A 21234-nucleotide genomic window follows, 5' to 3' on the forward strand; every position below is an offset into this window, starting at 1 on the left:
CCCGGCCTCCTCAGAAGCGGTAGCCGAAAGCGAGCAGTGCCTGGGCGATCCAGGCGCTTTCGCTCCGTTCGACATCAAAAGTGTACAGCCCGGCCGAAAAGGTCCCATAGGCCCGGCCGAAGTTGCGATAATAGGCGCCCTGGGCGCCGCCGCCCCAGCTGTCGAGCGCGCCGTCGATCCCGCTGGTGAAGTAGTTGGCGTAGAGGTCCGCGGTCACCCCCGAACGCGAATCCAGCGCCCGCTGGGCGAACGCCTGCGCGTAGTAGCTCTCGTCATTGCTGCGGTAGATGTCGGCACCCGGCACCTCCGGCAGGAAATAGTGGCGGTTGCTGTAGCCTGCCCCTACCCCGAGCCGGGTATTGCCGCGGCTGACGGCATAGACCGCATCGACCCCGCGCGCGCGGTAGACCGCGGTGGAGATCGACTGGAACACCGGGGTCAGGCAGGTGCCGGGCTGCGGAACGCCGCCGGGCGTGGTGCCGCCGCTGAACACGCAGCCGCTGTAGCGGTTGCCGAACGGATCGGTGCCGCCGTTGTAGAAGCTGGTCGGCAGCGATGCGAGCCCGCTGGTCAGCTGCTGGCCGAAGGTGGTGACCGTGTCATAGACCCGCACCTGAAGACCGGCATTGGGTGCGGTCTGCCACGTCAGCGATCCCGTGTAGATCATGCTGCCGTAGCGCTGGCCGATCCGCGCCTCCAGCTGGAAGCGCGGGCTCGGGTGCCAGACGACGCCCGCGTCCCAGATCACGCCATCGACGTCATAGGCCAGGCGGATCGGAGAATCGGGATCGGTCACATAGCGGCCGTTCCCGTCGACGACGGGGAAGCCCTGTGCGTCCAGCAGCGGATCGCGCTGGCCGACCTCGATCTTCTCCCAGCCGATGCCGCCGACCACCGCCAGTTCGCGGCTCACCGGCATCAGCGCGTCGAGGCGCAGGAACTTGCCCTCGTAGAACTGGTCGAGCTGGCTCGTGTCCTCCCGCACCAGCCCGCCCGAAAGCGTGAGGCCGACCGGCAGCACCGTGCCCGGCCGGGTCGAAAGACTGCCGGTCAGCTGGTGGCTGGTGGAATCGTCGTAGAAGTCCAGCTCGCGACCGGTCTCGTCGCGGAACAGGTCCGGCGCCTCCACCTTGGTGTAGCCGAGACGATAGGCGGCGTTGACCGCGACCGGGCCGGCCCTTGTCGAGAGCGTCGGCCCGCCGTAGAGCGAGTAGACCTGCGTGCTGCTGCCGTCATAGCCGGCGAGATAGGCGGGCGAGCCGCCACCGATGCCGGCGCGGGTGCGCGTCGCGAGCGCCCCCGCCTCGACCGAGATGGTGCGGGTGAGCTGCGCATTCGCCCGGGCGAGGCCGGAATGGACGTCGCTGTCGCGGGCGTCGTCTCCCCATCCGATGGTGCGCTGGTACTGATAGGACAGCTGCACCTGCACCCGCCGGCTCTGCACCACCGCGTCCACGCCGGCGGTCAGCTGGGTATAGGTGAGCACATCGTCGTTGGTGAGGTCCGCCGACAGCACCTGGCCGACCTCGATATAGGGCGACACCTCGACCCGGCGTCCCTGCGCCTGAGCCGGATCCGGCATCGTCAGCACCAGCACGCCCGCACCGGCCAGCCATGCGGCTCGGTTCACGCCTCTTCCTCCGCTTCGTAATAGCTGCCGAAGCGCCGGCCGCGCGGCTGGAGGGAGACGGCGTTCAGCAGCAGCTGCACCGTGTCGCAGCCATCGAGCAGCGCCACCGCCTCGCGCAGGTCGCTCTCGCTGGTGCGATCCGCGCGCACCACGACCAGCACCTGGCCGACATGCTCCGCAAGCGCCGTGGCGGTCGACGCCGCGAGGACCGGCGCCGAATCGAACACCATCAGGCGGCGCGGATTCGCCCGCTCCAGCCGCTGGAGCAGGGCATGGGCACGGTCGCTCGCCAGCAGCTCCGTATCATTGTCGCTGCGGGCGCCGGCCGGCAGCACCGACAGGTTCGGCACGTCCGTCGGGATGATGCAGCCCTCGACGTCGATCGTCGGGTCAGCGAGCGCATCGAGCAGTCCCGGCCCGCTCGGGATGCCGAGCGTGTCCGGCACGTCGGGCTTGGCGAAATCGGCGTCGACCAGCAGCACTTCCAGGTCGCGCTCGGCCGCAAGCGACAGCGCGAGGTTGACCGAGCAGAAGGTCTTGCCCTCGTCGGGCTGGGCCGAACAGACGAGCACGCTGCGCGAGCGGGTGGCGTCGCCCTCCCGCGCGGCGAGCAGCAGCTGGCGCTTCACCAGGCGGAATTCCTCGGCCAGCGCAGAGACGGGGCCGCCGGGGACGAGCATGCCGCGCTCCGCCAGCCGCACCCGGTCGATCGGCTCGGGTGCGCGAGCGGGAACCGAGGGGGCGGCGGGTTCGGCCGGGTTTGCCGCGGGCGCAGGCGCCGGGCCCATCGGGCGCAGGCCGGCGCCCGGCTGGAAGCCATAGCGCTCGACGGCGCGCTCGAGCAGCGAGCCGCGACGGCGCGGGGGCGGCGGAGCGCCGTTGATCGGATCTCCCCTCATGCCGCCGCGAGCCCCCGCATCAGGAACTCGACGGCGATCAGCGCGACAAAGGCGACGCCCAGCGCCGCGGTGGCCCCGGTGAACAGCTTCAGACGCCGCTGCCGCAGCTGCTGCTGCGTCTGCGTCAGCACCTCGCCGATCGAGCCGATCACCGGCAGGCCGCTCGCCCGCTCCAGCCGCGCGGCGGTGGAGAAGCCAGACCGCAGCTTGCCGAGCGCGAAGGCGCTGGCGACGCCACCGCCCAGCCCGACGATCAGCACCCCGAAGAGCAGCAGCGGCCGATTGGGGGAGGCAGGCACGCTCGACTGGCTGGGCGGATCGATCAGGCTGAACTTGACCGCATCCGTCTCGTTCTGGACCTGGCGGCGCAGGCGGACCTGCTCACGGTCCGCGAGCAGCTGGTCGTACTGCGTCTTCATGGCCGCGATGTCCTGATCGAGCTGGGCCTGCTGGGCGGCGGCTGCCGGATCGCGGGCCATGCGGGCCTGGACGCCGGCGAGCTGCGCCTCCAGCTGTCCCTTGCGCTGCGACAGCTCGGCCACGCGGGCGGCGCGTTCGGTGCGCATCGACTGGAGTTGAAAATAGAGCGGGTTCGTCTGAGCCGCCGATCCGCCGCTGCGCGTCACCGGCTCATTGCGGGCCGCGGCGCGTGCGGCGGCAAGCTGGCGGTTGAGCGCGATCATGTCCGGATGCTGGTCGGTCCAGCCGCGCCCGCGGCCTTCCGCCAGCTGGCCCTCGATCAACGCAACCCGCGCCCGGGCCGGGCCGGCCGCGACATTTCCCGCGTCGCCTGCGACCGTCGCCGCCGTGGCGGCAAGCTGGTTGTTTACCGCGGACAGGCTGGTGTTCGCCGCGGCAAGCTCGCCGTCGATCTGTGCGAGCTGTTCGCGTGCCTGGCTCATCCGCTCGTCGAGCGAGCCGGTGCCCGGCAGCAGGTTCAGGAACTGCGCCTGAAAGCCCTGCCGCTTCGCCTCTACCTGCGCGATCTGCTGCTGGCGGGCGCCCAGCTGCTGGTCGAGGAAGCGCAGCGACTGGCTGGTCGCATCGCGCCCGCTCGCCAGATTGTCCTCGACGAACAGGTCGATCATCTTTTGCACGACTTCCCGCGCCAGCCGGGGATCGCCCAGTGTCGCCGAAATCTCGAACAGATTGTCCTGCTGCGCGACGATGCGGATCGCCTGTTGCAGCATCGCGATGCGATCGTTGACGTCGCGATCGCTCGCGATGGTTTTCGCCAGGCTGGTGCCGCGGACGACCTTTTCGAGGTTGTAGGCGGAGGCGAGCGTCTGGCGGACGCGCTCGATGTCCTCCGCCTGCTGGTCCTGAATGCCGCCCGTGGCGGTGCTGGTGGGCAGGATCGAACGCAGCTGGACCGACAGGCGCGCGGTGGAGGTGTAGCGATTGGGGATCTGCGACACGGCAAGCCAGCCGACCAGGCAGATCGCCCAGGCTACGCCCAGCGCCACCCAGCGGCGGAGCCACACCAAGTGCGCGGCGACCCGCAGTTCGTCGAAGAGACCCTCCACCAGCGGCCCTTTAGAACATGGTTTCCGGGATGATAATAACATCCCCCGGCGCCAGCCGCACGTTCGCGGAAGTGTCGCCGTCCTTCAGCAGGCTGGCGATGCGCAAACCATATTCCTGCTGCTTGCCGGTCGTCCGGTCATAGCGCACCAGCCGCGCGCGATTGCCGGCCGCGAACTCGTTCACGCCGCCAACCGCGATCATCGCGTCGAGCAGCGTCATGTTGGCGCGATACGGCAGCGATGCCGGCTTTTCGGTGGCACCGACGACGCGCACCTGCTGGCTGTAGGTGCCGGAGAAATTCTCCACGATCACCGACACCAGCGGGTCCTTGATATACTCGCCGAGCGCGAGCTTCATGTCCTGGGCGAGCATCGCCGGCGTCTTGCCAACGGCGGGCATGTCGCTGATCAGCGGCGTGGTGATGCGGCCATCGGGGCGGACCTGCACCTTTGCCGACAGCTCGGGGTTGCGCCACACGAAGACGTTGAGCTGGTCGAGCGGGCCGATGACGTAATCCTCGCCCGGCGTCTCCTGCGCGGTGACGAAGGGTGCGGCCGGCAGTTCGGGGCGGGTCGCGGCGCATCCGCCCAGCAGCATCGCTGCCGTGGCCATGATGCCGGCCGCCGCCGGGAAGCTGTGCACGCGCATATCGAACCCCTCGCTCCATCACCCGCCGCCCAAAGGGCGCAGGATCGTTGCCGCCCTATACCCGGCCTGGTAAAGATAGGGTTAGGTGGAAACCGGCGGCTCCCCAGGGTCGGCGTGCCATATCGGGAAGTTTCCCGATGCCCGCCTGCCGCACTCCAGCCCCCCAGGCCGTTCGGAAGCGGCTCAACGGCCCTCAGGTCCGGCGGTTCCCCTGGACCACCAACTCGCGCGCCGCCGGGTGGCCGAGAAAGGCGGCGGGGCTGGCAGTCGCGCCATAGGCCCCGGCCAGGAAAATCGCGATGAGATCGCCTACGGCGACTTCGGGCAGAGCGACCTTGTCGGCGAGCCGGTCGAGCGGTGTACACAGGCAGCCCACGACGGAGGCGGTCTGGATCGCGGGCTCCGCCATGCGCCCGGCGGCGGCAAGCGGGTAGTTGCGGCGCACGACCGTTCCGAAATTGCCGCTGGCGGCGAGCTGATGGTGCAGCCCGCCGTCGACGATCACGAACCGCTCGCCGCCGCTCTCCTTCACGTCGATGACGCGGGTGAGGTACACGCCCGCCTCCCCCACCAGCCATCGCCCGAGCTCGATCGCAAACGCGCTGTCGACCAACGTGGCGGGGCGCGCCGCCAGCGCTTCGCCGAGCGCGGCGCCGACCGCCGCAACGTCGACGGGCAGGTCGCCTGCGAAATAAGGGATACCGAAGCCGCCGCCCAGGTTGACCAGCGGAGGCGCCGCTCCGGCTGCGTCCGCCAGCCGGGCAGCGAGCGCCACGGTGGCGGCCTGGGTCTCGATGATCGCGGCGGTGTCGAGCGCCTGGGAGCCGGCAAAGATGTGGAAGCCGCGCCACGCTGCCCCGGAGGCAAGGATCGTGCGGACCAGCGCCGGCACGCGCGCGGCATCGACCCCGAAGGGAGACGCGCGCCCGCCCATCCGCATGCCCGAGCCGCGCAGCTCGAAGTCCGGGTTCACCCGCACGGCCAGCCGCGGGGGGATGCCGAGCCGCTCGCCGATGGCGATCGCGCGGGCGACCTCTCCCTCGGACTCCGCGTTCAGGGTGGCGCCGACCTCAATCGCCGCCGCCAGTTCGTCGTCGCGCTTGCCGGGGCCGGCGAAGCTGATCTCGGCGGCAGGCTTCACCGCCAGCGCCTGCGCCAGTTCCCCGCCCGAGGCGACGTCGAGCCCGTCGACTAGCGGCGCGATGCCGGCGAGCAGTTCGGGATGCGGGTTCGCCTTGATCGCATAGTGGATGCCGACCTCCGCCGGCAGCGCGCTTCGCAGCACGTCCACCCGCTCCGCGACAAAACCCAGGTCGTAGACGAACAGCGGCGTGTCACCCGCGCGGGCGACCAGCGCCTCGGCATCCTCGCCGCCGATCGCCAGCCGCTGCTGCCCGGCAAAGGCGGGCGGGATCGGACCGATCGGCTTCATTGCGGCGTCTCCTGGAACTCGGCGAGCACGGCGGCGCGCAAGCCGCTGCGGTCGAGCTTGCCATTGGCGTTGCGCGGCAGCGCATCGCGCCAGCGATAGTAGGCGGGCTGCTGAAAGGCGGGAAGCTCGCGGCGCAGGCGCTCGCGCAACGCTGCCTCTGCCGCCTCGACCGGGCCGTTGGCACGGGCCACGACCAGCACTGCCTGGCCGAGCCGCGGATCGGGCACGCCGAACGCCGCCGCTTCCGCCGCTTCCCCGCCCGCAAGCACCGCCTCCTCCACCTCGGTCGGGCTGATGCGGTTGCCGGCGCTCTTGATCATCTCGTCGTCGCGGCCGACGAAGCGGAGCAGGCCGTCCTGCCCCTCCACGACCGTGTCGCCGGACCAGACGGCGGTGCCGCCGTGCTCGGCGAAGGCAGGCGCGGGACGGAAGCGCTGCGCGGTCCGCTCCGCATCCTGCCAATAGCCCTGCGCCACCAGCGGGCCGGCGTGGACGAGTTCGCCCGGCTCACCCGGCTGCGCGCGGCTGCCGTCGGGGCGCACCACCAGCACCTCGGCAAAGGGAATGGCGCGGCCGATCGCGTCCGGTGCGCCGTCCACCAGCGCGGGATCGAGGAAGGTCGAGCGGAATGCCTCGGTCAGGCCGTACATCGGGTAGAGATCGGCCTGCGGAAACCGCTGGCGGAGCGCACGCACCATCGAAGTCGTCAGCGCGCCGCCCGAATTGGTGAGCCGGCGCAGCTGTGCCGCCGTTTCGGCCGGCCAGTTCGCCTCCAGCAGCTGCGTCCACAGCGGCGGCACGCCGGCCAGGCTGGTGATCCCCTCGCGCTCCACCGCCTTCACCACGTCTCGCGCGGTCAGATAGTCGAGCGGCACCACGCAACCGCCCGCCGCCCAGGTGGAGAAGAGCTGGTTCTGGCCATAGTCAAAGCTGAGCGGCAGCACCCCCAGTACGCGGTCGGCGGGCACGAGGCGGAGATAATGGGCGACCGAGATCGCGCCGAGCCACAGGTTCGCGTGGCTGAGCATCACGCCCTTGGGCCGCCCGGTGGAGCCGGAGGTATAGAGGATCGCGGCAAGCGCGTCCGTGTCGCCGCGCGACGGCGGTAACGCCCCCGCCGCATGGGCGAGCGCCTCCTCCTCCAGTGCGACCTCGCAACCCTCCGGGACGTCGCCCGCTTCCAGCAGCCCGGCACGCGTCGGCTGGGTCAACAGCAGCGCGGCGCCGCTGTCGGCGAGGATATGCGCCACCTGCGCCCGCTTGAGCACCGGGTTGATCGGCACGTGCACCAGCCCGGCGCGGACGGCGGCGAGCGGCATCAGGCAGGCCGCGCGCGACTTGGGCAACCAGCTGGCGACGCGACTGCCAGGCGCCAGCCCCCGCACGTGGAGCCAGTGCGCGAGGCGCCCCACCGCCGCCTCCAGCTCGGCGTAGGAGAGCGTGCCGTCCTTGCCGGCCAATGCAGGCGCCGTCGGGCTTCCCCGCAACGGCAGCGTGTCCAGGGGTTGGGGCACAGGATCGAGTGGAACCATCGGCGAGCGCATAGCCGATGCCATCGCCAAAGCCACGCCCGCATCACGCCCGCAGCTTGGCTTTCGGGCCTGCGACGACTAACAGCGGGTCCAATCAGCAAGAGGAAAATCCCTTGGTTCCGGAACAGGCGAACGAGATCGAGAACACCGTGCGGGCCGTGCTGCGGGACGTGCTGGGCCTGTCGGCCGAGCGGGTGGCGGCGTTCGACGCGGAAACGCCGCTGTTCGGCGCGCTGCCGGAGCTCGACTCCATAGCGGTCGCAGGCGTGCTCACCGAGATCGAGGACCGGCTGGGGATCCTGATCGAGGACGACGACATCGACGGCGATACGCTGGCGACCTTCGGCTCGCTGACCCGCTTCGCCATGGGCAAGGCGGTGCATTGATCGACCGCTACGACTGGCCCGGCGGCACGGAGGCGATGCTTCGCTTCGGTCCCGCCAGCGGGCCGGTCGTGGTGCTTGCCCTGCCGCCCTTCGAGGAGGCGAACCGCACCCGCACGCTGATGGTGTCGGTGCTGCGCCAGCTGGCCGATGTGGGCATCGGCGGCGTGCTCCCGGACCTGCCGGGTCAGGACGAGAGCCTGGTTGCGACCGAAGACGCCACGCTGGCGGACTGGCGCGCCGCGTTTGCCGCATGCGTCGCGACGCTGCCCCAGCCTCGGTTCACCGCGAGCATCCGCGCCGGTGCACTGGTCGACGGCGAAGCGGACGTTCAGGCGCGCTGGTCGCTGTCGCCGCAGACCGGTGCCGAGCTGTTGCGCGAGCTGAACCGCACCGCGCGTTCGGCCGGGACGCCGGACGGCGTGAGGCCGTTGGGAATGACGCAGGGCACCTCAGGATACAACCGTATCCCTGCGCAGGCAGGGATCCAGGGCCAAGCAGAACAACGGCTTGCGGAGCAGAGAAACCCTGGGCTCCTGCCTGCGCAGGAGCACGGCGACGGGGTGCGCGAGGGTGCCGCAGGAGCCGCGATCGAGATCGCGGGCAACCGGATCGGCCTTCGCCTGCTTGATGCGCTCGCCGGGGCGGACATCGGCACGCCGGACAGGATCGTCCGGCTGGAGAGCGATGCCCGCGCGGCCGACCGCCGCCTCCCCTATCCGCCGCCCTGGCGGCGCGCCGAGCCGGACGCGGATCCCGCGGTCGCCCAGGCACTTGCCGCCGACATTACCGACTGGGTGCGAACGTGGCGCGCCGCCTGATCGAGTTCCCCTGCGCTGGCGAGCGGCTTGCCGGGACGCTGGACGCGGCGCCGGGCAGCACCGGACTGCTCGTCGTCTCGGGCGGCAACGAGCTGCGGATCGGCGCGCATCGGGGCATGGCCCTGCTCGCGCAGCGGATTGCGGCCGGCGGGTGGCCCGTGTTCCGCTACGACCGGCGCGGCATCGGCGATTCGACGGGCGAGAACCGCGGCTTTGCCGACAGCGGTGCGGACCTCGTCGCCGCCGCCGCGGCGTTTCGCGCGGAGGCACCCGGCGTCTCCCGCATCCTGGGCTTCGGCAACTGCGATGCCGCGACGGCGCTGGCCCTGTTCCATCAAGCGGCGGGTATCGACGCGCTGCTCCTCGCCAATCCGTGGCTGGTCGAAAACGAGGGCGACACGCCCCCACCCGCCGCAATCCGCGCGCGCTATGCCGAGCGGCTGCGGGACCCGAGTCAGTGGCTCCGGCTGCTGCGCGGGCAGGTCGATTTGGGCAAGCTGGCACGTGGCGTGCGCGCGCTCGCGCGCCCGCGGTCGCGCGGACTTGCCGACCAGGTCGCCGCCAGCCTCGCCAAGAGCGAGGTCCCGGTCACGCTCCTGCTTGCCCGACGCGACAACACGGCGATCGCCTGCGCCGACGCATGGCGCGGTCGCGCGTTCGACGCCGTGCGGGGCCGCATCCCCGTGCGGGAACACGACACCGCCAGCCACAGCTTTGCCCGCGCCCCTGACGCGGAATGGCTGCACGCGCGGGTGCGAGAGGCGCTGGCAGGCCTGTAGCCTGCCCGCGCCCGCCGCTTATTCGGCCGCTTCGGCGATCTTCTCGAAGTCCGCCTCGGCCAGGAAGCGCTCGGCATCGAGCGCGGCCATGCAGCCGGTGCCGGCGGCGGTCACGGCCTGGCGATAGACCTTGTCGGTGACGTCGCCGCACGCGAACACGCCCGGCACGTTCGTGCGGGTCGAGCCCTTCTCCACGACGATATAGCCGTCCTCGTCCAGCTCGACATGGCCGCGGAACAACTCGGTCGCGGGATGGTGCCCGATCGCGACGAAGCCGCCGTCGACCTCGACCTGCGACAGCTCGCCGGTGACGGTGTCCTTGAGCTCGATGCCGACCAGTCCGACGTTGCCGCCGCCGTCGATGAACCGCTCGACCTTCTTGTTCCAGAGCACGCTCACCGCGTCGTGCGCGAACAGCCGTTCCTGCAGGATCTTTTCCGCGCGGAAGCTGTCGCGGCGGTGGATGATCGTCACGTCGGGCGAGTGGTTGGTGAGGTACAGCGCCTCCTCGACCGCGGTGTTGCCGCCGCCGATCACCGCCACCTTCTTGCCGCGGTAGAAGAAGCCGTCGCAGGTCGCGCAGGCGCTGACACCCTTGCCCTTCAGCGCCTCCTCGCTCTCCAGGCCCAGCCAGCGTGCCTGGGCACCGGTCGCGATCACCAGCACGTCGCCTTCATAGACGTCGCCACCGTCGCCGATCAGGCGGAACGGGCGCTGGCTCACGTCCACTTCGACGATGGTGTCGTACATCATCCGCGTGCCGACGTGCTCGGCCTGGGCCTGCATCTGCTCCATCAGCCAGGGGCCCTGGATCACCTCCGCGAAGCCGGGATAGTTCTCGACGTCCGTCGTGGTGGTGAGCTGCCCGCCGGGCTGGATGCCCTGCACCACGATCGGGTTCAGGCCGGCGCGCGCGCCATAGATGGCGGCGGAGAGCCCGGCCGGGCCGGAGCCGAGGATCAGCATGCGGGTGGTGTGGGTGGTCATCTCTTTTCCGTCTCGAAACTGTCGCGCCATTAACGGCACGGCGGGTGTGACCGCAACATGGGGATGCTGCCCGGGCTGTCCCAGCAAAGAAAAGCCTCGGTCGCGCAAAGCCGCTCCCTGGCTGGCGCCGTAGCGGCCGAGCGCATAGGCTGTGCCCCATGTTGAAACGCCTGCTCCTGCTCGTGGCGGCGCTGTGCGCCGCGCCCGCCCTCGCCCAGACGCCTGCCGCCGCGCCTCCCGCGGCCGAAACGGCACGCGTGAAGGTGGAGACCAGCGAGGGCAGCATCGTGCTGGAGCTGGAGAAGAGCCGCGCGCCGATCACCACCGCCAATTTCCTGCGCTACGTCGACGAGAAGCGGCTGGACGGCACCGTCTTCTACCGTACGGTGCGGGTCACCCCGACCTTCGGCTTCGTCCAGTTCGGCGTGCAGAACGCCCCCAAGCGGGTGCTGCCACCGATCAAGCATGAGCCGACCACCCAGACGGGCGTGCACCATGTCGACGGCGCGATCTCCATCGCGCGCCTGGCGCCCGGCACGGCGCAGGGCGACTTCACCATCAGCGTGGGCGCGCAGCCCTCGCTGGACGCCGACCCCAGCCGCGAAGGCGACAACCTCGGCTACGCGGCCTTCGGCCGGGTGGTCGAGGGGATGGACGTCATCCACCGCATCCTGAACGCGCCGGTGAGCGAAGGCGGCCACTTCAAGGGCGAGATGATCGCCGATCCCGTCCGCATCCTGTCCGCCCGCCGGATCGACTGACCTCCCGCTTCGGCGGAGCCGGCGCACCGGCCGCCGCAAGCCGCGTGCCTCGCTCGGCCGCGCCGCCGAGAGGGAACGTCGTTTCCGTTGAACGAGTTTGCCCTTCATGTCCGACGCCTCGAACCGCCTTCGCTTCACCCGCCGTTCGCTCCTGCCGCTCTCGGGGCTCGCCGCAGTGGGCGCCTTTGCGGCCACGCATTCGAGTGCCGGCGGCGGGGCCGGCGCCGAGGGCGAGGATGCCGACTGGCCCAGCTGGGCGCCGACCCGGCGCGCCCTCTATGCCGGCTTCGCAGCCGCGCGCAGCAAGGGACGCGACATCCGCAGCTTCGGCGCGACACTCGACGGCAAGACCGACGATACCGCGGCCCTCGAGAAGGCGATCGCCAGCGGGGTGAAGGTACTGCTGATCCCGGCGGGCGCGATCCGCGTAACCCGCCAGATCAAGCTTTCGGCACCGATCACGATCCTGGGCGCGGGCGACGCGTCGGTGATCCGGGTGGAGGGCAAGGATACCGGCCTGTTCACCGCAGCGCCCGCCAGCGGCGACCCGGCCGACTTCCTGCGCGACATCCATATCGACAGTATCCGCGTGGTGCGGCCCGAACCGCTCAAGCCGCTGGGGCTGATCCTGGTCGGCAACAATCTGCGCAACGTCTCGGTCACCCGCTGCTCGACCGACCGCATGGGCGCGCTGCTGGTCACGCACCTGCGCAAGGTGAACCGCAACTACAACAAGGGGCGCGAGGAGATGGTGGACCCGGCCGTCGCTGCGGGCTTCCATCCGACCCGGCCCGACGACCTCAACGAGGACATCTTCGTCTACGACAATCGGGTCGATGCGGGCTCCTACATGAGCCAGGTCGTGCGGTTCAACTTCGCGCGGCGGGTCGCCGCCGTCGGCAACGTCGGCCGCTTCGCCAAGGTGAGCTGGTGGGGTGGTGGCGCCCGCTACCGCGAAGGCGGCGCCCCACAATTCATGCGCCGCGTGCGCGAGGTCTACATCACCCACAACAAGTTGTCGGGCGGGAACGGCGGCGTCTATGGCAACAACGGCGACGGGATCCTCGTCGCCTACAACGAAATCGATTCCATGACGGACGTGGGCGTGGATTTCGAGGGCTGCTTCAATGCGCTTGCCCACCACAACATCGTCAAGAACGTCGGCAACTTCTGCTACGTCACCTTCTACGCGGCGAAGAACATCGTCTTTCGCGACAACTACGGCAGCCAGGACGGCAGTGGCTCCACTCTCCACATCCGCTTCGGCAAGGGGCGCTATGGCAAGCCCAGGGGCGCGTCGCTGCTGGCCCTGAGGAGCTCCGGCTTCCGCCGCAACGACGGCAGCATCGACGTCCAGTTCCTCAACAACCATCTGGTGTGGGCCGGGGAACGCGGCGCCGGCACCTGCACCGCCAGCTATTTCAGCCGGATGCTGGTGCAGGGAAACCGGTTCGAGAACGTCGGCTGCGACTTCTCCTATCTCAGCACCGGGGAGTTGCAGATGCTCGACAACCGCCTGGTGTTCGACAAGCCCGCCGGCGATCCAGTGCGCATGCTGGGCGGCGGCGCCACGCGGACCGTGATCCGCGGCAACGAGGTGCGCGTCTTGGTCCCGCAGGCCGAGGAGTCGATCGGCATCCGCGCACGCCCGCTCGGGGCCAACCCGACCATCGAGGTGAGCGACAACCGCTTCATCCTGGGCAACGGGGTGGCACCGCTGCCGATCGCGTTGTTCGTGCCGTCCAAGACCGCCGCGCGCTATCGCGTGACCGGCAACAGCGTCGGGCCGATCTACGCGATGGCGCCCGAGCAGGTATCGGCGTCGGCGAACAAGGATCCCGCCGGGCGCCCGGTGACTCCTGCGCCCCTCCCGACGAAATACCTCCCGAAGCCCAAGGAGCCCAAGGAGCCGGAGGCCCAGGAACCGGCGGAAGAAGCGCGCGAGGACTAGCGCCCCGCCCTTCCACAACCTGCCTCCTGCCGCGCCTGCCCAGCCCCGCCGAAACGGTGCCATCGCCCGTCCGATAGCCCTGCTTGTCGCTGGTAAAGCAGCATCCATGTTGATACTCCACTAAATCGGTGGAGATTGGCGCGGATAGACAACAGGGAGGTTGATTGTGCCGAGTTCGCTTGCGGTGATACTGGCGTTGCAGACCACGGCTCCGCTGGCGACCACGGCGCCGCCCATCCCGGCGGCCGAAGCCGTTGCGGCAGCCGAGGTGCAGGAGGCGCCTGCCGCCGAACCCGCTGGAGGCGAGGACGTGGTGGTGACCGCCCGTCGTCGCGCCGAGCGGGCGCAGTCGGTGCCGATCGCGCTGTCGGTGCTCGGCGCCGAGCAGATCGCCCGCACCGGCACCTTCACCATCCAGCAGGTGTCGCAGCAGGCGCCGACGCTGCAATATACCTCGTCCAACCCGCGCAACACCGCGCTCAACATCCGCGGCCTGGGCGTATCGTTCGGCCTTGCCAACGACGGCCTGGAGCAGGGCGTCGGCTTCTATGTCGATCAGGTCTACAACAGCCGCCCGGCCGCCTCCGCGTTCGACCTGCTCGATATCGAGCGGGTGGAGATCCTGCGGGGGCCGCAGGGCACGCTGTTCGGCAAGAACACCACCGCAGGCGCCGTCAACATCACCACTAAGTCGCCGAGCTTCACGCCCGAGGGCGAGTTCGAGGCGTCGGTCGGCACGCAGAAGTTCGGGCAGATCAAGGCGGCGGTGACCGGGCCGATCAGCGAGACGCTGGCGTTCCGCGTGGCGGCGGGCAAGACCACGCGCGACGGGTTCGTGCGGAGCACGCTCACCGGCCGCAACGTCAACGACCTCGACAACTTCGCCGTCCGTGGGCAGCTGCTGTGGCAGCCGAACGACGACGTGCGGGTACGCCTGATCGCCGACTACAACCTCTCCGATGCCGATTGCTGCACCCAGGTCTATGCCGGCTTTGGCGAGACGCTGCGGCCTGCCAACCGCCAGTTCCCGGCGCTTTCCGCCGCGCTCGGCTACCGTCCGCCGAGCCTCGACCCCTATGACCGGCTTGCCGACGCGGATGGCAAGCTGAAGGCGCGGTCCGAGATCGGCGGCATCTCGGCGATCGCGGATGTGGACCTGGGCAGCAGCACCCTCACCTCGGTCAGCGCCTATCGCTGGTGGGACTGGCAGCCGGCGAACGACCGCGACTATACCGCGCTCGACATCCTCCCGCAGTCGGCGAACCCGGTGCAGCAGGATCAGCTGAGCCAGGAGATCCGGCTCGCGTCCAACGGCCAGAACCGGCTCGACTACACGCTCGGCCTCTATGCCTATTACCAGGAGCTGCGCGGGCAGAACGTCACCGAATGGGGTTCGGACGCCGCCTTCTGGCTGCTGGGGACGCAGACGGCGAACGGCACCGCGATCCCGTCCAACCTGCTCGACGGCTACATCACCACCTCGTCGGCGCTGTCGACCATCCAGAGCTATGCGGCCTTCGCGCAGGTCACGTGGCACATCACCGATACGCTGCGGCTGACGCCGGGGCTTCGCTACACCTATGAGCACAAGACCGCGGACTACGAAGCGGTCGTGTCCGGCGGCCTCCAGACCAACGACCCGGCGCTCCAGGCGGCAAAGCTCTCGATCTTCCGTCCGCAGGCCTATGACGTGAAGTTCAGCGACGACGCGCTGACCGGCGACATCAACCTGTCGTGGCAGGCGCGGCCGAACCTGCTCGCCTATGCAAGCTATGCCCGCGGCTTCAAGTCGGGCGGCATCAACCTGGCGGGCCTGCCGTTCAACGCCACCAACAACCCCGCGCTCGATCGCGCGATCGTCAGCCCGGAAAAGTCGCAGTCCTACGAAGTGGGCATCAAGAGCCAGTGGTTCGGGCGCAAGCTCACGGCCAATTTCGCCCTGTTCCGCACCGACGTGGACGATTTCCAGGCGAACGTCGTCGATACCGGCCCCGGTGCGCTGCGCGGCTATCTCGCGAACATCGATTCGGTGCGGTCGCAGGGCGCGGAGCTGGACCTGGTGCTGGCGCCGGTCTCCGGCCTCTCGGCCTATCTGCGCACCGCCTTCACCGACGCCGACTATGTGTCCTTCGACAATGCCCCGTGCCCGCTCGAGCTGATCGCATCGGGGACGACGGTGTGCGACCTTTCGGGGAAGGATCTGCCGGGCACCTCGCGCTGGGCCTTTTCCTATGGCGCGGAATATCGCCGCCCGACCGGCCTGAACGGCGACGCCTATGTCGGCATCGAGGGCCAGTCGCGCACGGGCTATTTCGCGGATGCGTCGGATTCGAAGTACCTCCGCATCGACGGCTACACGACCATCAACCTGCGCGTCGGCTTCGCCGCGGACGCCGGCTGGGAAGTGTTCGGGCTGGTCCGCAACCTGTTCGACAAGGACTATATGACCCTGCTCACGCCGCAGTCGGGCAATTCGGGCATGTTCTCCGGCGTGCCGGGGGACCCGCGCACCGCCCAGGTGACGGCACGCTATCGCTTCTAGAAAAAAGGGGCGATGCCGGCGCGGTGGACGCGCTCCCCCCGCCGCGCCGGCGTCCGACCGCCCGGACCAGTTTAAACCATATCTATGTTGTTGAGCGAACTCCGCCACGGCATGGTCGAACCGCAACAACAGGGAAGATGCCGTGGATCCTTCGTTCAGCGTAGAAGCGTTGCTGCCGTTCATTGCCGTGGGATTCGGGGCCCAGATCGTCGACGGGGCGCTCGGCATGGCATTCGGCGTCATCTGCAACACGCTGCTGGTGGCGGTGATCGGGCTGCCGCCGGCGCGCGCGTCCGCCAACGTTCACGTGGTCGAGACCTTCACCACCGCGGTTTCCGGCATCAGCCACGTCCTGTCGGGCAATGTGGACAAGAAGCTGTTCCTGCGGCTGCTGATCCCCGGCGTCGTCGGTGGCGTGAGCGGCGCCTTTCTGCTGACCAACCTGGATGGCGATGCGGTGAAGCCGTTCGTGCTCGGCTATCTGGTGGCGGTCGGCATCTACCTGCTGATCCGCGGCATCCTGTTCCCGCCCAAGCACGCCAAGCCCAAGGTCGTCGAGCCGCTGGGCCTCGTCGGCGGGTTCCTGGATGCGGCGGGCGGCGGCGGCTGGGGCCCGATCGTCACCTCCAACCTGCTCGTCCAGGGCGTTGAGCCGCGCAAGGTGGTGGGCACCGTCAACAGCGTCGAGTTCTTCCTGACGCTCACCGTCTCGGCGACCTTCATCTACCATCTGGGCATCCGCGACTTCGCCACGGCGACGCTCGGGCTGCTGATCGGCGGCATCGTCGCGGCGCCGTTCGGCGCGGTGATGGCCAAGCGCATCCCGACCAAGACGATGCTGATCCTGGTCGGCACGGTGCTGACGATCACCAGCACCTATGGCTTCATCCGCGCGCTCGGCTGAGGCGGCGGAGCGCCCCTGGCGCCGGCGAAGCTGACAAGCGCAGGCCCAGCGGCTAAGGCGGGACCATGAAAGCGGTCATCCTGAGCGCGGGCTATGGCTCCCGGCTGCTGCCCCTCACCATGGAAATCCCCAAGTGCCTGGTGAAGGTGCAGGGGCGCGAGATCCTGCTGCAACAGCTGACCGCGCTGGCCGAAGCGGGGATCGAGGAAGCCGCGGTCGTCGTCGGATATCGCCACCGGCAGGTGCGCCAGTTCGTCGCCGAACGCGCCCTGCCGCTGCGCGTCTCGACCGTGTTCAATCCGTTCTGGTCGGTGAGCAACAGCATCGGCAGCGTCTGGGTCGCCCGCGCGCACCTGCTCGAGCCCTTCTGCCTCCTGAACGGCGACACGGTGTTCGAGCAGGCGGTGCTGAGCGAAGCCCTGCGCCAGCCGCCGCCCGGCATCGGCCTGGTCGTGGAGCCGATCCGGGGCCCCGTGCTGGACGACATGCGGGTCGCCGTGGCGAACGGCCGCGTGACTGCGGTTGCCAAGGACCTGGACAGCGCGCGCACCACCCACCGGTCGCTGGGCGTCATCACCAGCACCGGGGATGACGGCGCCTATGCCCGCGCGCTGGAAACGGTGATCGAGCGCGACAGCGGCCATGCCGCCTATCATCACGCGATCGTCGCCGAACTGGCGGCGACCGTCGGCGTCACCGCCATCGAGCATCACGCCGGCAAGTGGCAGGAGATCGACCGGCCCGAGGACATCGACACCTGGGGCACGGCGCAGGGGACGCCTGCCTGATGCGCGACCGGGTCGCCTTCCTGTTCCTGGGCGAAACACTGCTGATCCCGCACCTCTTCCCGATCGTGGAAGCGCTCTCGGACCTCGCGCCGGAGCTGCCGCAGGACCTGTGGGTCAGCACGTCGATGCACGAGGCGCTGATCGGCGGCTGGCTGGCCGAGCGGCCGCACGCGCCGATCCGCATCCGCCGCGCGCCCGGCTTTCGCACGGTTGCGGTCGACGCGGGTACCAACCCGCCGCTCCCGCCCAAGCTGCCGATGCTCGCGCGGCTCGCACCCCGGCTGGCCCGGGTGCCCGTCGCCGTCTGCGCCGAGCAGACGAGCCTGTGGCTCCCGCGGGTGCTCCCGATCCTGCCGACGCGCTTCGTGAAGACCTCGCACGGGGTAGGCTCGATGAGCGCGCGCGACGATCGCCGCCGCCGCGCGGCCTGGCGAACGCTGGTGCCGAGCGAGCGCGAGCGCCAGACCTATCTGGTGCGAGGCATGCCGCCGGAGCGGATCGTCGCCTCCGGCTATGTGAAGGCGGGATTCCGCCAGCGCAGCTATGCCACGCCGGACTTCGCAGAGGACCGCCCGGTCCTGCTCTACAATCCGCACTGGCAGCAGCACCGCTCCTCCTGGTGGCGCTGGGGCGAGCAGGTCGTCCGGCGGGTGCTGGCCGAGGGCAAGTGGAACCTGATCTTCGCGCCCCACCAGCGGCTCGTCGAACGCGCACCCGAGGTTCGCGCGTTGTGCGAGGAACTGAAGGGACGCGGCGACACGCATTGCGACTACCAGAGCTTCGCCGCGGTGGACGGCAGCTACACCGCCGCCGCCGACGTCTACCTGGGCGACACGTCCAGCCAGGTGCTGGAATTTCTGGTGCGGCCGCGTCCGTGCGTGTTCCTGAACGCGGGCGGCGCACACTGGCAGGACGATCCCTCCTACGCGATGTGGGTCGCCGGCGAAGTGGTGGACAGCCTCGACGGCGTCCTGCCCGCCCTGTCGCGCGCCGGGACCGAGCACCCGCGCTTTGCGGATGCGCAGGCAGCGCTCGCAAGCGATTCGCTGGGTGACACGAGCGGCGCCGCACCGACACGTGCCGCATCCGAAATCCTCCGCGTATTGGCGGAGCGCCACTCGGGATGACGGCTTTCCTCTCGCAATCGGCGCACGATCGGGTATCGGCCCGAATATGACACCCAAGGATGCCCAGCCCCGGCCGGCAGTCACGCCCGTCGGCAGCAACCCGACGCCGCTGTGGGGAATGACCAACGAAGAGCGTGTGCGGCGGATCGCCGCCTCGCGCGATCTGGCCTTCACCGACCAGCCGACCGGCCCGACGATCCTGGTCAACCTGCGGTTCGCGTCCGATCCCGTCTGGATCGCGCACCTGACCGGCAGGCCGGGAACGCTGGTGAGCCGCAACGGCGTGCCCGCGCTCGCGCACGTGACGAACGCCGCGCAGCGTGAGGCGGTGCTCGCCGCGATGCAGGCGCAGGCGCCCGTCTCGCCCGAAGCGGGCATGGACGAAATCCGGGCCGAGGCCGAGGAAGGCATCTTCAACGAGGCGCTGCGCAAGCGCGAGCAGCCGTTCGTCGAACTGCTGGTGCCCGAGGCAGTGCCCGGCATCGAGCGGGCGAGCTACACCGGCGCCTACAAGGGGGTGACCGACCTCCTCACCAAATATCTCTGGCCGGAATGGGCCTTTGCCCTCACCCGCATCGCCGCGCGGCTGGGGATCACCCCCAACCAGGTGACGGCTGCCGGCAGCGTGCTGTGCATCATCGCGACGATCGCCTTCTGGCACGGATGGTTCTGGACCGGCCTTGCCACCGGGCTCGTCTTCATGGTGTTCGACACCGTGGACGGAAAGCTCGCGCGCTGCACCATCACGTCCTCCAAGCTCGGCAACGCCTGGGACCATGGCGTCGACCTGGTCCACCCGCCCTTCTGGTGGTGGGCCTGGGCCGCCGGCTGTGCCGATTACGGCCGGCCGCTCACCGACCAGATGTTCTGGCTGGTGATCGGCACGATGCTGTTCGGCTATGTCGCGCAGCGGCTGATCGAGGGCGCGTTCATCGTCCGCTTCGGCATGCACATCCATGTGTGGGAGCGGTTCGACAGCTGGTTCCGGCTCATCACCGCGCGGCGGAACCCGAACATGGTGATCCTGTTCTTCCTGCTGCTGGTGCAGCGTCCCGACTGGGGCATCATCGGGGTCGCGGCCTGGACCGCGATCTCGCTGGTGGTGCACCTCGTCCGGCTGTTCCAGGCGATGTGGGCGGCCCGTCACGGCGAAAGGATCACCAGCTGGCTCGCGTGAACCCGTTCGCCGCGCGCACCGGCACCCCGCGCAAGGGGCTCGGCAGCGTCGCGCACAATCTGGGATGGCTGCTCGCCGGGCGCGGCGTCACCGCCGTGCTGTCGCTCTTCTACCTGGCGATCGTCACGCGCACGCTGGGCGTGACCGACTTCGGGCGCTTCTCCATCATCGTCGGCGCCTCGCAAGTGCTGGTCGCGCTGGTCGGCTTTCAGACCTGGCAGATCATCGTCCGCTACGGCACCGCCCACCGTTCGGCGGGCGACCTCGATCGGCTGGGGCGGCTGTTCCGGGCCTGCACCGCCCTCGACGCGACGAGCGCGGTGGTGGGCGTGGGCGTCGCCGCCACGATCCTGAGCCTGTGGGGCGAGATGCTGGGCATCGGCCCGACGCTGTGGCGGGCGACCTTCATCTTCACGATCATCCAGCTGCTGTCGCTGCGCTCGACGCCGCTCGGCATCCTGCGGCTCAACGACAATTTCTCGCTCGCCGCACTGGCGGACAGCGCGACGCCGGTGGTGCGCCTGGTCGGCGCGGGGCTGGTCGCGCTGATCCACCCGACGCTCCAGGGCTTCCTGGTGGCGTGGATGGCGGCCGAGCTGCTGACGGCCACTGCCTATTGGCTCATGGTCGCGCGGACCGGCAACCTGCGGCTGATGCGCCGCCACGGCCCCGGCCTGCGCGCGGTGGTGACCGACAACCCCGGCATCGTCCAGTTCGCGGTCAGCACCAACGCCAATGCGACCTTCACCCTGTCCAGCAAGCAGTTCCCGCTGCTGCTGGTGGGCGGCGTCGCCGGCACCACCGCGGCGGGCGAGTTCCGGCTGGCGGTGCAGCTGGCACAGGCGATGACGAAGCTGTCGCAGCTCCTCGCCCGCGCCGCCTTCCCGGAGATCGTGCGCTCGATCGATGCGGGCGGCCTGCGCAAGGTGGGCAAGTTCCTGGTGCGCTCGGTCTCGGTCGCGACGCTGGTCGCCGCGCTGGTGTTCGGGCTTCTGCTGCTGGGGGGCCAGCATGTGCTGGCGCTGGTCGGCGGATCGGAGTTCACCAACGCCTACTCCAGCCTGTTGTGGCTGACGGCGGCCGGCTGCATCGACCTGTGCACGGTGGGCTTCGAGCCCGTGCTGATGGCGGCAAATCGGGCCGGCAGCGCCTTCTTCGTCCGGCTGGCTGCCACGGGCACCATGTTCGCGGCGGCATTCCTGCTCTCGCCCAGCATGGGCGCGAACGGCATCGCGGCCGGGGTGCTGATCGCCTCGGTCGTCACGGCCGTGCTGCTTGCGCTGATGCTGGGCCTCGCGATCCGGCGGGACCGGCTGCGGACCGAAGGAGCGGTGGCGTAGCCCCCG

General features: G+C 69.8%; 18 protein-coding genes. 11 read left to right on the plus strand and 7 right to left on the minus strand.

What is annotated here, in order from left to right; all coding sequences use genetic code 11:
* Positions 1 to 10: 10 nt before the first annotated feature.
* The 6 genes from EDF69_RS12185 to EDF69_RS12210 form a co-directional block, all read right to left on the minus strand.
* Positions 11 to 1630 carry a hypothetical protein gene (locus EDF69_RS12185; protein WP_339538429.1) on the minus strand — a complete coding sequence of 540 codons (1620 nt, stop codon included), beginning with the start codon at positions 1628 to 1630 and terminating at the stop codon, positions 11 to 13.
* Positions 1627 to 2529, minus strand: coding sequence for an AAA family ATPase (locus EDF69_RS12190; RefSeq protein ID WP_132881852.1), 903 nt, complete (start codon positions 2527 to 2529; stop codon positions 1627 to 1629). Before EDF69_RS12190 ends, EDF69_RS12185 begins: the two co-directional genes overlap by 4 nt.
* The gene (locus EDF69_RS12195; RefSeq protein ID WP_132881851.1) at positions 2526 to 4055 is read right to left on the minus strand and encodes an XrtA system polysaccharide chain length determinant; all 1530 of its coding nucleotides are present in this window, start codon (positions 4053 to 4055) and stop codon (positions 2526 to 2528) included. The genes EDF69_RS12190 and EDF69_RS12195 overlap by 4 nt, the downstream gene beginning before the upstream one ends.
* Before the next feature lie 10 nt (positions 4056 to 4065).
* A complete protein-coding gene (locus tag EDF69_RS12200; RefSeq protein ID WP_132881850.1) occupies positions 4066 to 4704 on the minus strand; it encodes an XrtA/PEP-CTERM system exopolysaccharide export protein in 639 nt (212 codons plus the stop codon).
* Positions 4705 to 4897: 193 nt separating this feature from the next.
* A complete protein-coding gene (locus EDF69_RS12205) occupies positions 4898 to 6136 on the minus strand; it encodes a pyridoxal-dependent decarboxylase, exosortase A system-associated (protein ID WP_132881849.1) in 1239 nt (412 codons plus the stop codon).
* Complete coding sequence (locus EDF69_RS12210; protein WP_132881848.1) at positions 6133 to 7668, minus strand: acyl-CoA ligase (AMP-forming), exosortase A system-associated; 1536 nt, start codon at positions 7666 to 7668, stop codon at positions 6133 to 6135. Before EDF69_RS12210 ends, EDF69_RS12205 begins: the two co-directional genes overlap by 4 nt.
* A 113-nt stretch (positions 7669 to 7781) precedes the next feature.
* Here EDF69_RS12210 and EDF69_RS12215 point away from each other — a divergent pair, with 113 nt between their 5' ends.
* Genes EDF69_RS12215 through EDF69_RS12225 form a run of 3 tightly spaced genes read left to right on the plus strand, consistent with a single transcriptional unit; the run spans position 7782 to position 9651 of the window.
* Positions 7782 to 8054: an acyl carrier protein gene (locus tag EDF69_RS12215; RefSeq protein WP_132881847.1), complete on the plus strand. Its 273-nt coding sequence runs from the start codon at positions 7782 to 7784 to the stop codon at positions 8052 to 8054.
* Positions 8051 to 8872, plus strand: a complete 822-nt coding sequence (locus EDF69_RS12220; protein WP_132881846.1) for a hypothetical protein — start codon at positions 8051 to 8053, stop codon at positions 8870 to 8872. Before EDF69_RS12215 ends, EDF69_RS12220 begins: the two co-directional genes overlap by 4 nt.
* The gene (locus tag EDF69_RS12225; protein WP_132881845.1) at positions 8857 to 9651 is read left to right on the plus strand and encodes a hydrolase 1, exosortase A system-associated; all 795 of its coding nucleotides are present in this window, start codon (positions 8857 to 8859) and stop codon (positions 9649 to 9651) included. Before EDF69_RS12220 ends, EDF69_RS12225 begins: the two co-directional genes overlap by 16 nt.
* A gap of 18 nt (positions 9652 to 9669) precedes the next feature.
* Here the strand turns inward: EDF69_RS12225 and trxB are convergent, their stop codons facing one another.
* Positions 9670 to 10638 (minus strand): thioredoxin-disulfide reductase, encoded by a 969-nt coding sequence (gene trxB / locus EDF69_RS12230; RefSeq protein WP_132881844.1) that lies wholly within the window; start codon positions 10636 to 10638, stop codon positions 9670 to 9672.
* Between the two features lie 158 nt (positions 10639 to 10796).
* On the opposite strand from trxB, the gene EDF69_RS12235 reads away from it, so the two are divergent.
* The 8 genes from EDF69_RS12235 to EDF69_RS12270 all read left to right on the plus strand — a co-directional run bounded on the left by EDF69_RS12235 (position 10797) and on the right by EDF69_RS12270 (position 21228).
* Positions 10797 to 11399: a peptidylprolyl isomerase gene (locus EDF69_RS12235; RefSeq protein WP_132881843.1), complete on the plus strand. Its 603-nt coding sequence runs from the start codon at positions 10797 to 10799 to the stop codon at positions 11397 to 11399.
* A 106-nt stretch (positions 11400 to 11505) separates the two neighbouring features.
* Positions 11506 to 13350: a glycosyl hydrolase family 28-related protein gene (locus EDF69_RS12240; RefSeq protein ID WP_132881842.1), complete on the plus strand. Its 1845-nt coding sequence runs from the start codon at positions 11506 to 11508 to the stop codon at positions 13348 to 13350.
* A gap of 166 nt (positions 13351 to 13516) precedes the next feature.
* On the plus strand, positions 13517 to 15892 hold the full coding sequence (locus EDF69_RS12245) for a TonB-dependent receptor domain-containing protein (protein WP_132881841.1): 2376 nt from the start codon (positions 13517 to 13519) through the stop codon (positions 15890 to 15892).
* A gap of 142 nt (positions 15893 to 16034) precedes the next feature.
* Positions 16035 to 16796, plus strand: coding sequence for a TSUP family transporter (locus EDF69_RS12250; protein ID WP_132881840.1), 762 nt, complete (start codon positions 16035 to 16037; stop codon positions 16794 to 16796).
* Between the two features lie 65 nt (positions 16797 to 16861).
* Positions 16862 to 17584 (plus strand): phosphocholine cytidylyltransferase family protein, encoded by a 723-nt coding sequence (locus EDF69_RS12255; protein WP_132881839.1) that lies wholly within the window; start codon positions 16862 to 16864, stop codon positions 17582 to 17584.
* On the plus strand, positions 17584 to 18711 hold the full coding sequence (locus EDF69_RS12260) for a hypothetical protein (RefSeq protein ID WP_132881838.1): 1128 nt from the start codon (positions 17584 to 17586) through the stop codon (positions 18709 to 18711). Before EDF69_RS12255 ends, EDF69_RS12260 begins: the two co-directional genes overlap by 1 nt.
* A 46-nt stretch (positions 18712 to 18757) precedes the next feature.
* Positions 18758 to 19888, plus strand: a complete 1131-nt coding sequence (locus EDF69_RS12265; RefSeq protein ID WP_132881837.1) for a CDP-alcohol phosphatidyltransferase family protein — start codon at positions 18758 to 18760, stop codon at positions 19886 to 19888.
* The gene (locus tag EDF69_RS12270; RefSeq protein WP_132881835.1) at positions 19885 to 21228 is read left to right on the plus strand and encodes a lipopolysaccharide biosynthesis protein; all 1344 of its coding nucleotides are present in this window, start codon (positions 19885 to 19887) and stop codon (positions 21226 to 21228) included. The genes EDF69_RS12265 and EDF69_RS12270 overlap by 4 nt, the downstream gene beginning before the upstream one ends.
* Positions 21229 to 21234 lie beyond the last annotated feature (6 nt).

The organism is Sphingomonas sp. JUb134 (assembly GCF_004341505.2).
Lineage (GTDB): Bacteria > Pseudomonadota > Alphaproteobacteria > Sphingomonadales > Sphingomonadaceae > Sphingomonas.

Coding starts and splice junctions, on each gene's coding strand:
- EDF69_RS12260 (WP_132881838.1), top strand. CDS start 17,584: ATGCGCGACCGGGTCGCCTTCCTGTTCCTGGGCGAAACACTGCTGATC.
- trxB (WP_132881844.1), bottom strand. CDS start 10,638: ATGACCACCCACACCACCCGCATGCTGATCCTCGGCTCCGGCCCGGCC.
- EDF69_RS12240 (WP_132881842.1), top strand. CDS start 11,506: ATGTCCGACGCCTCGAACCGCCTTCGCTTCACCCGCCGTTCGCTCCTG.
- EDF69_RS12205 (WP_132881849.1), bottom strand. CDS start 6,136: ATGAAGCCGATCGGTCCGATCCCGCCCGCCTTTGCCGGGCAGCAGCGG.
- EDF69_RS12200 (WP_132881850.1), bottom strand. CDS start 4,704: ATGCGCGTGCACAGCTTCCCGGCGGCGGCCGGCATCATGGCCACGGCA.
- EDF69_RS12265 (WP_132881837.1), top strand. CDS start 18,758: ATGACACCCAAGGATGCCCAGCCCCGGCCGGCAGTCACGCCCGTCGGC.
- EDF69_RS12255 (WP_132881839.1), top strand. CDS start 16,862: ATGAAAGCGGTCATCCTGAGCGCGGGCTATGGCTCCCGGCTGCTGCCC.
- EDF69_RS12235 (WP_132881843.1), top strand. CDS start 10,797: ATGTTGAAACGCCTGCTCCTGCTCGTGGCGGCGCTGTGCGCCGCGCCC.
- EDF69_RS12210 (WP_132881848.1), bottom strand. CDS start 7,668: ATGGTTCCACTCGATCCTGTGCCCCAACCCCTGGACACGCTGCCGTTG.
- EDF69_RS12190 (WP_132881852.1), bottom strand. CDS start 2,529: ATGAGGGGAGATCCGATCAACGGCGCTCCGCCGCCCCCGCGCCGTCGC.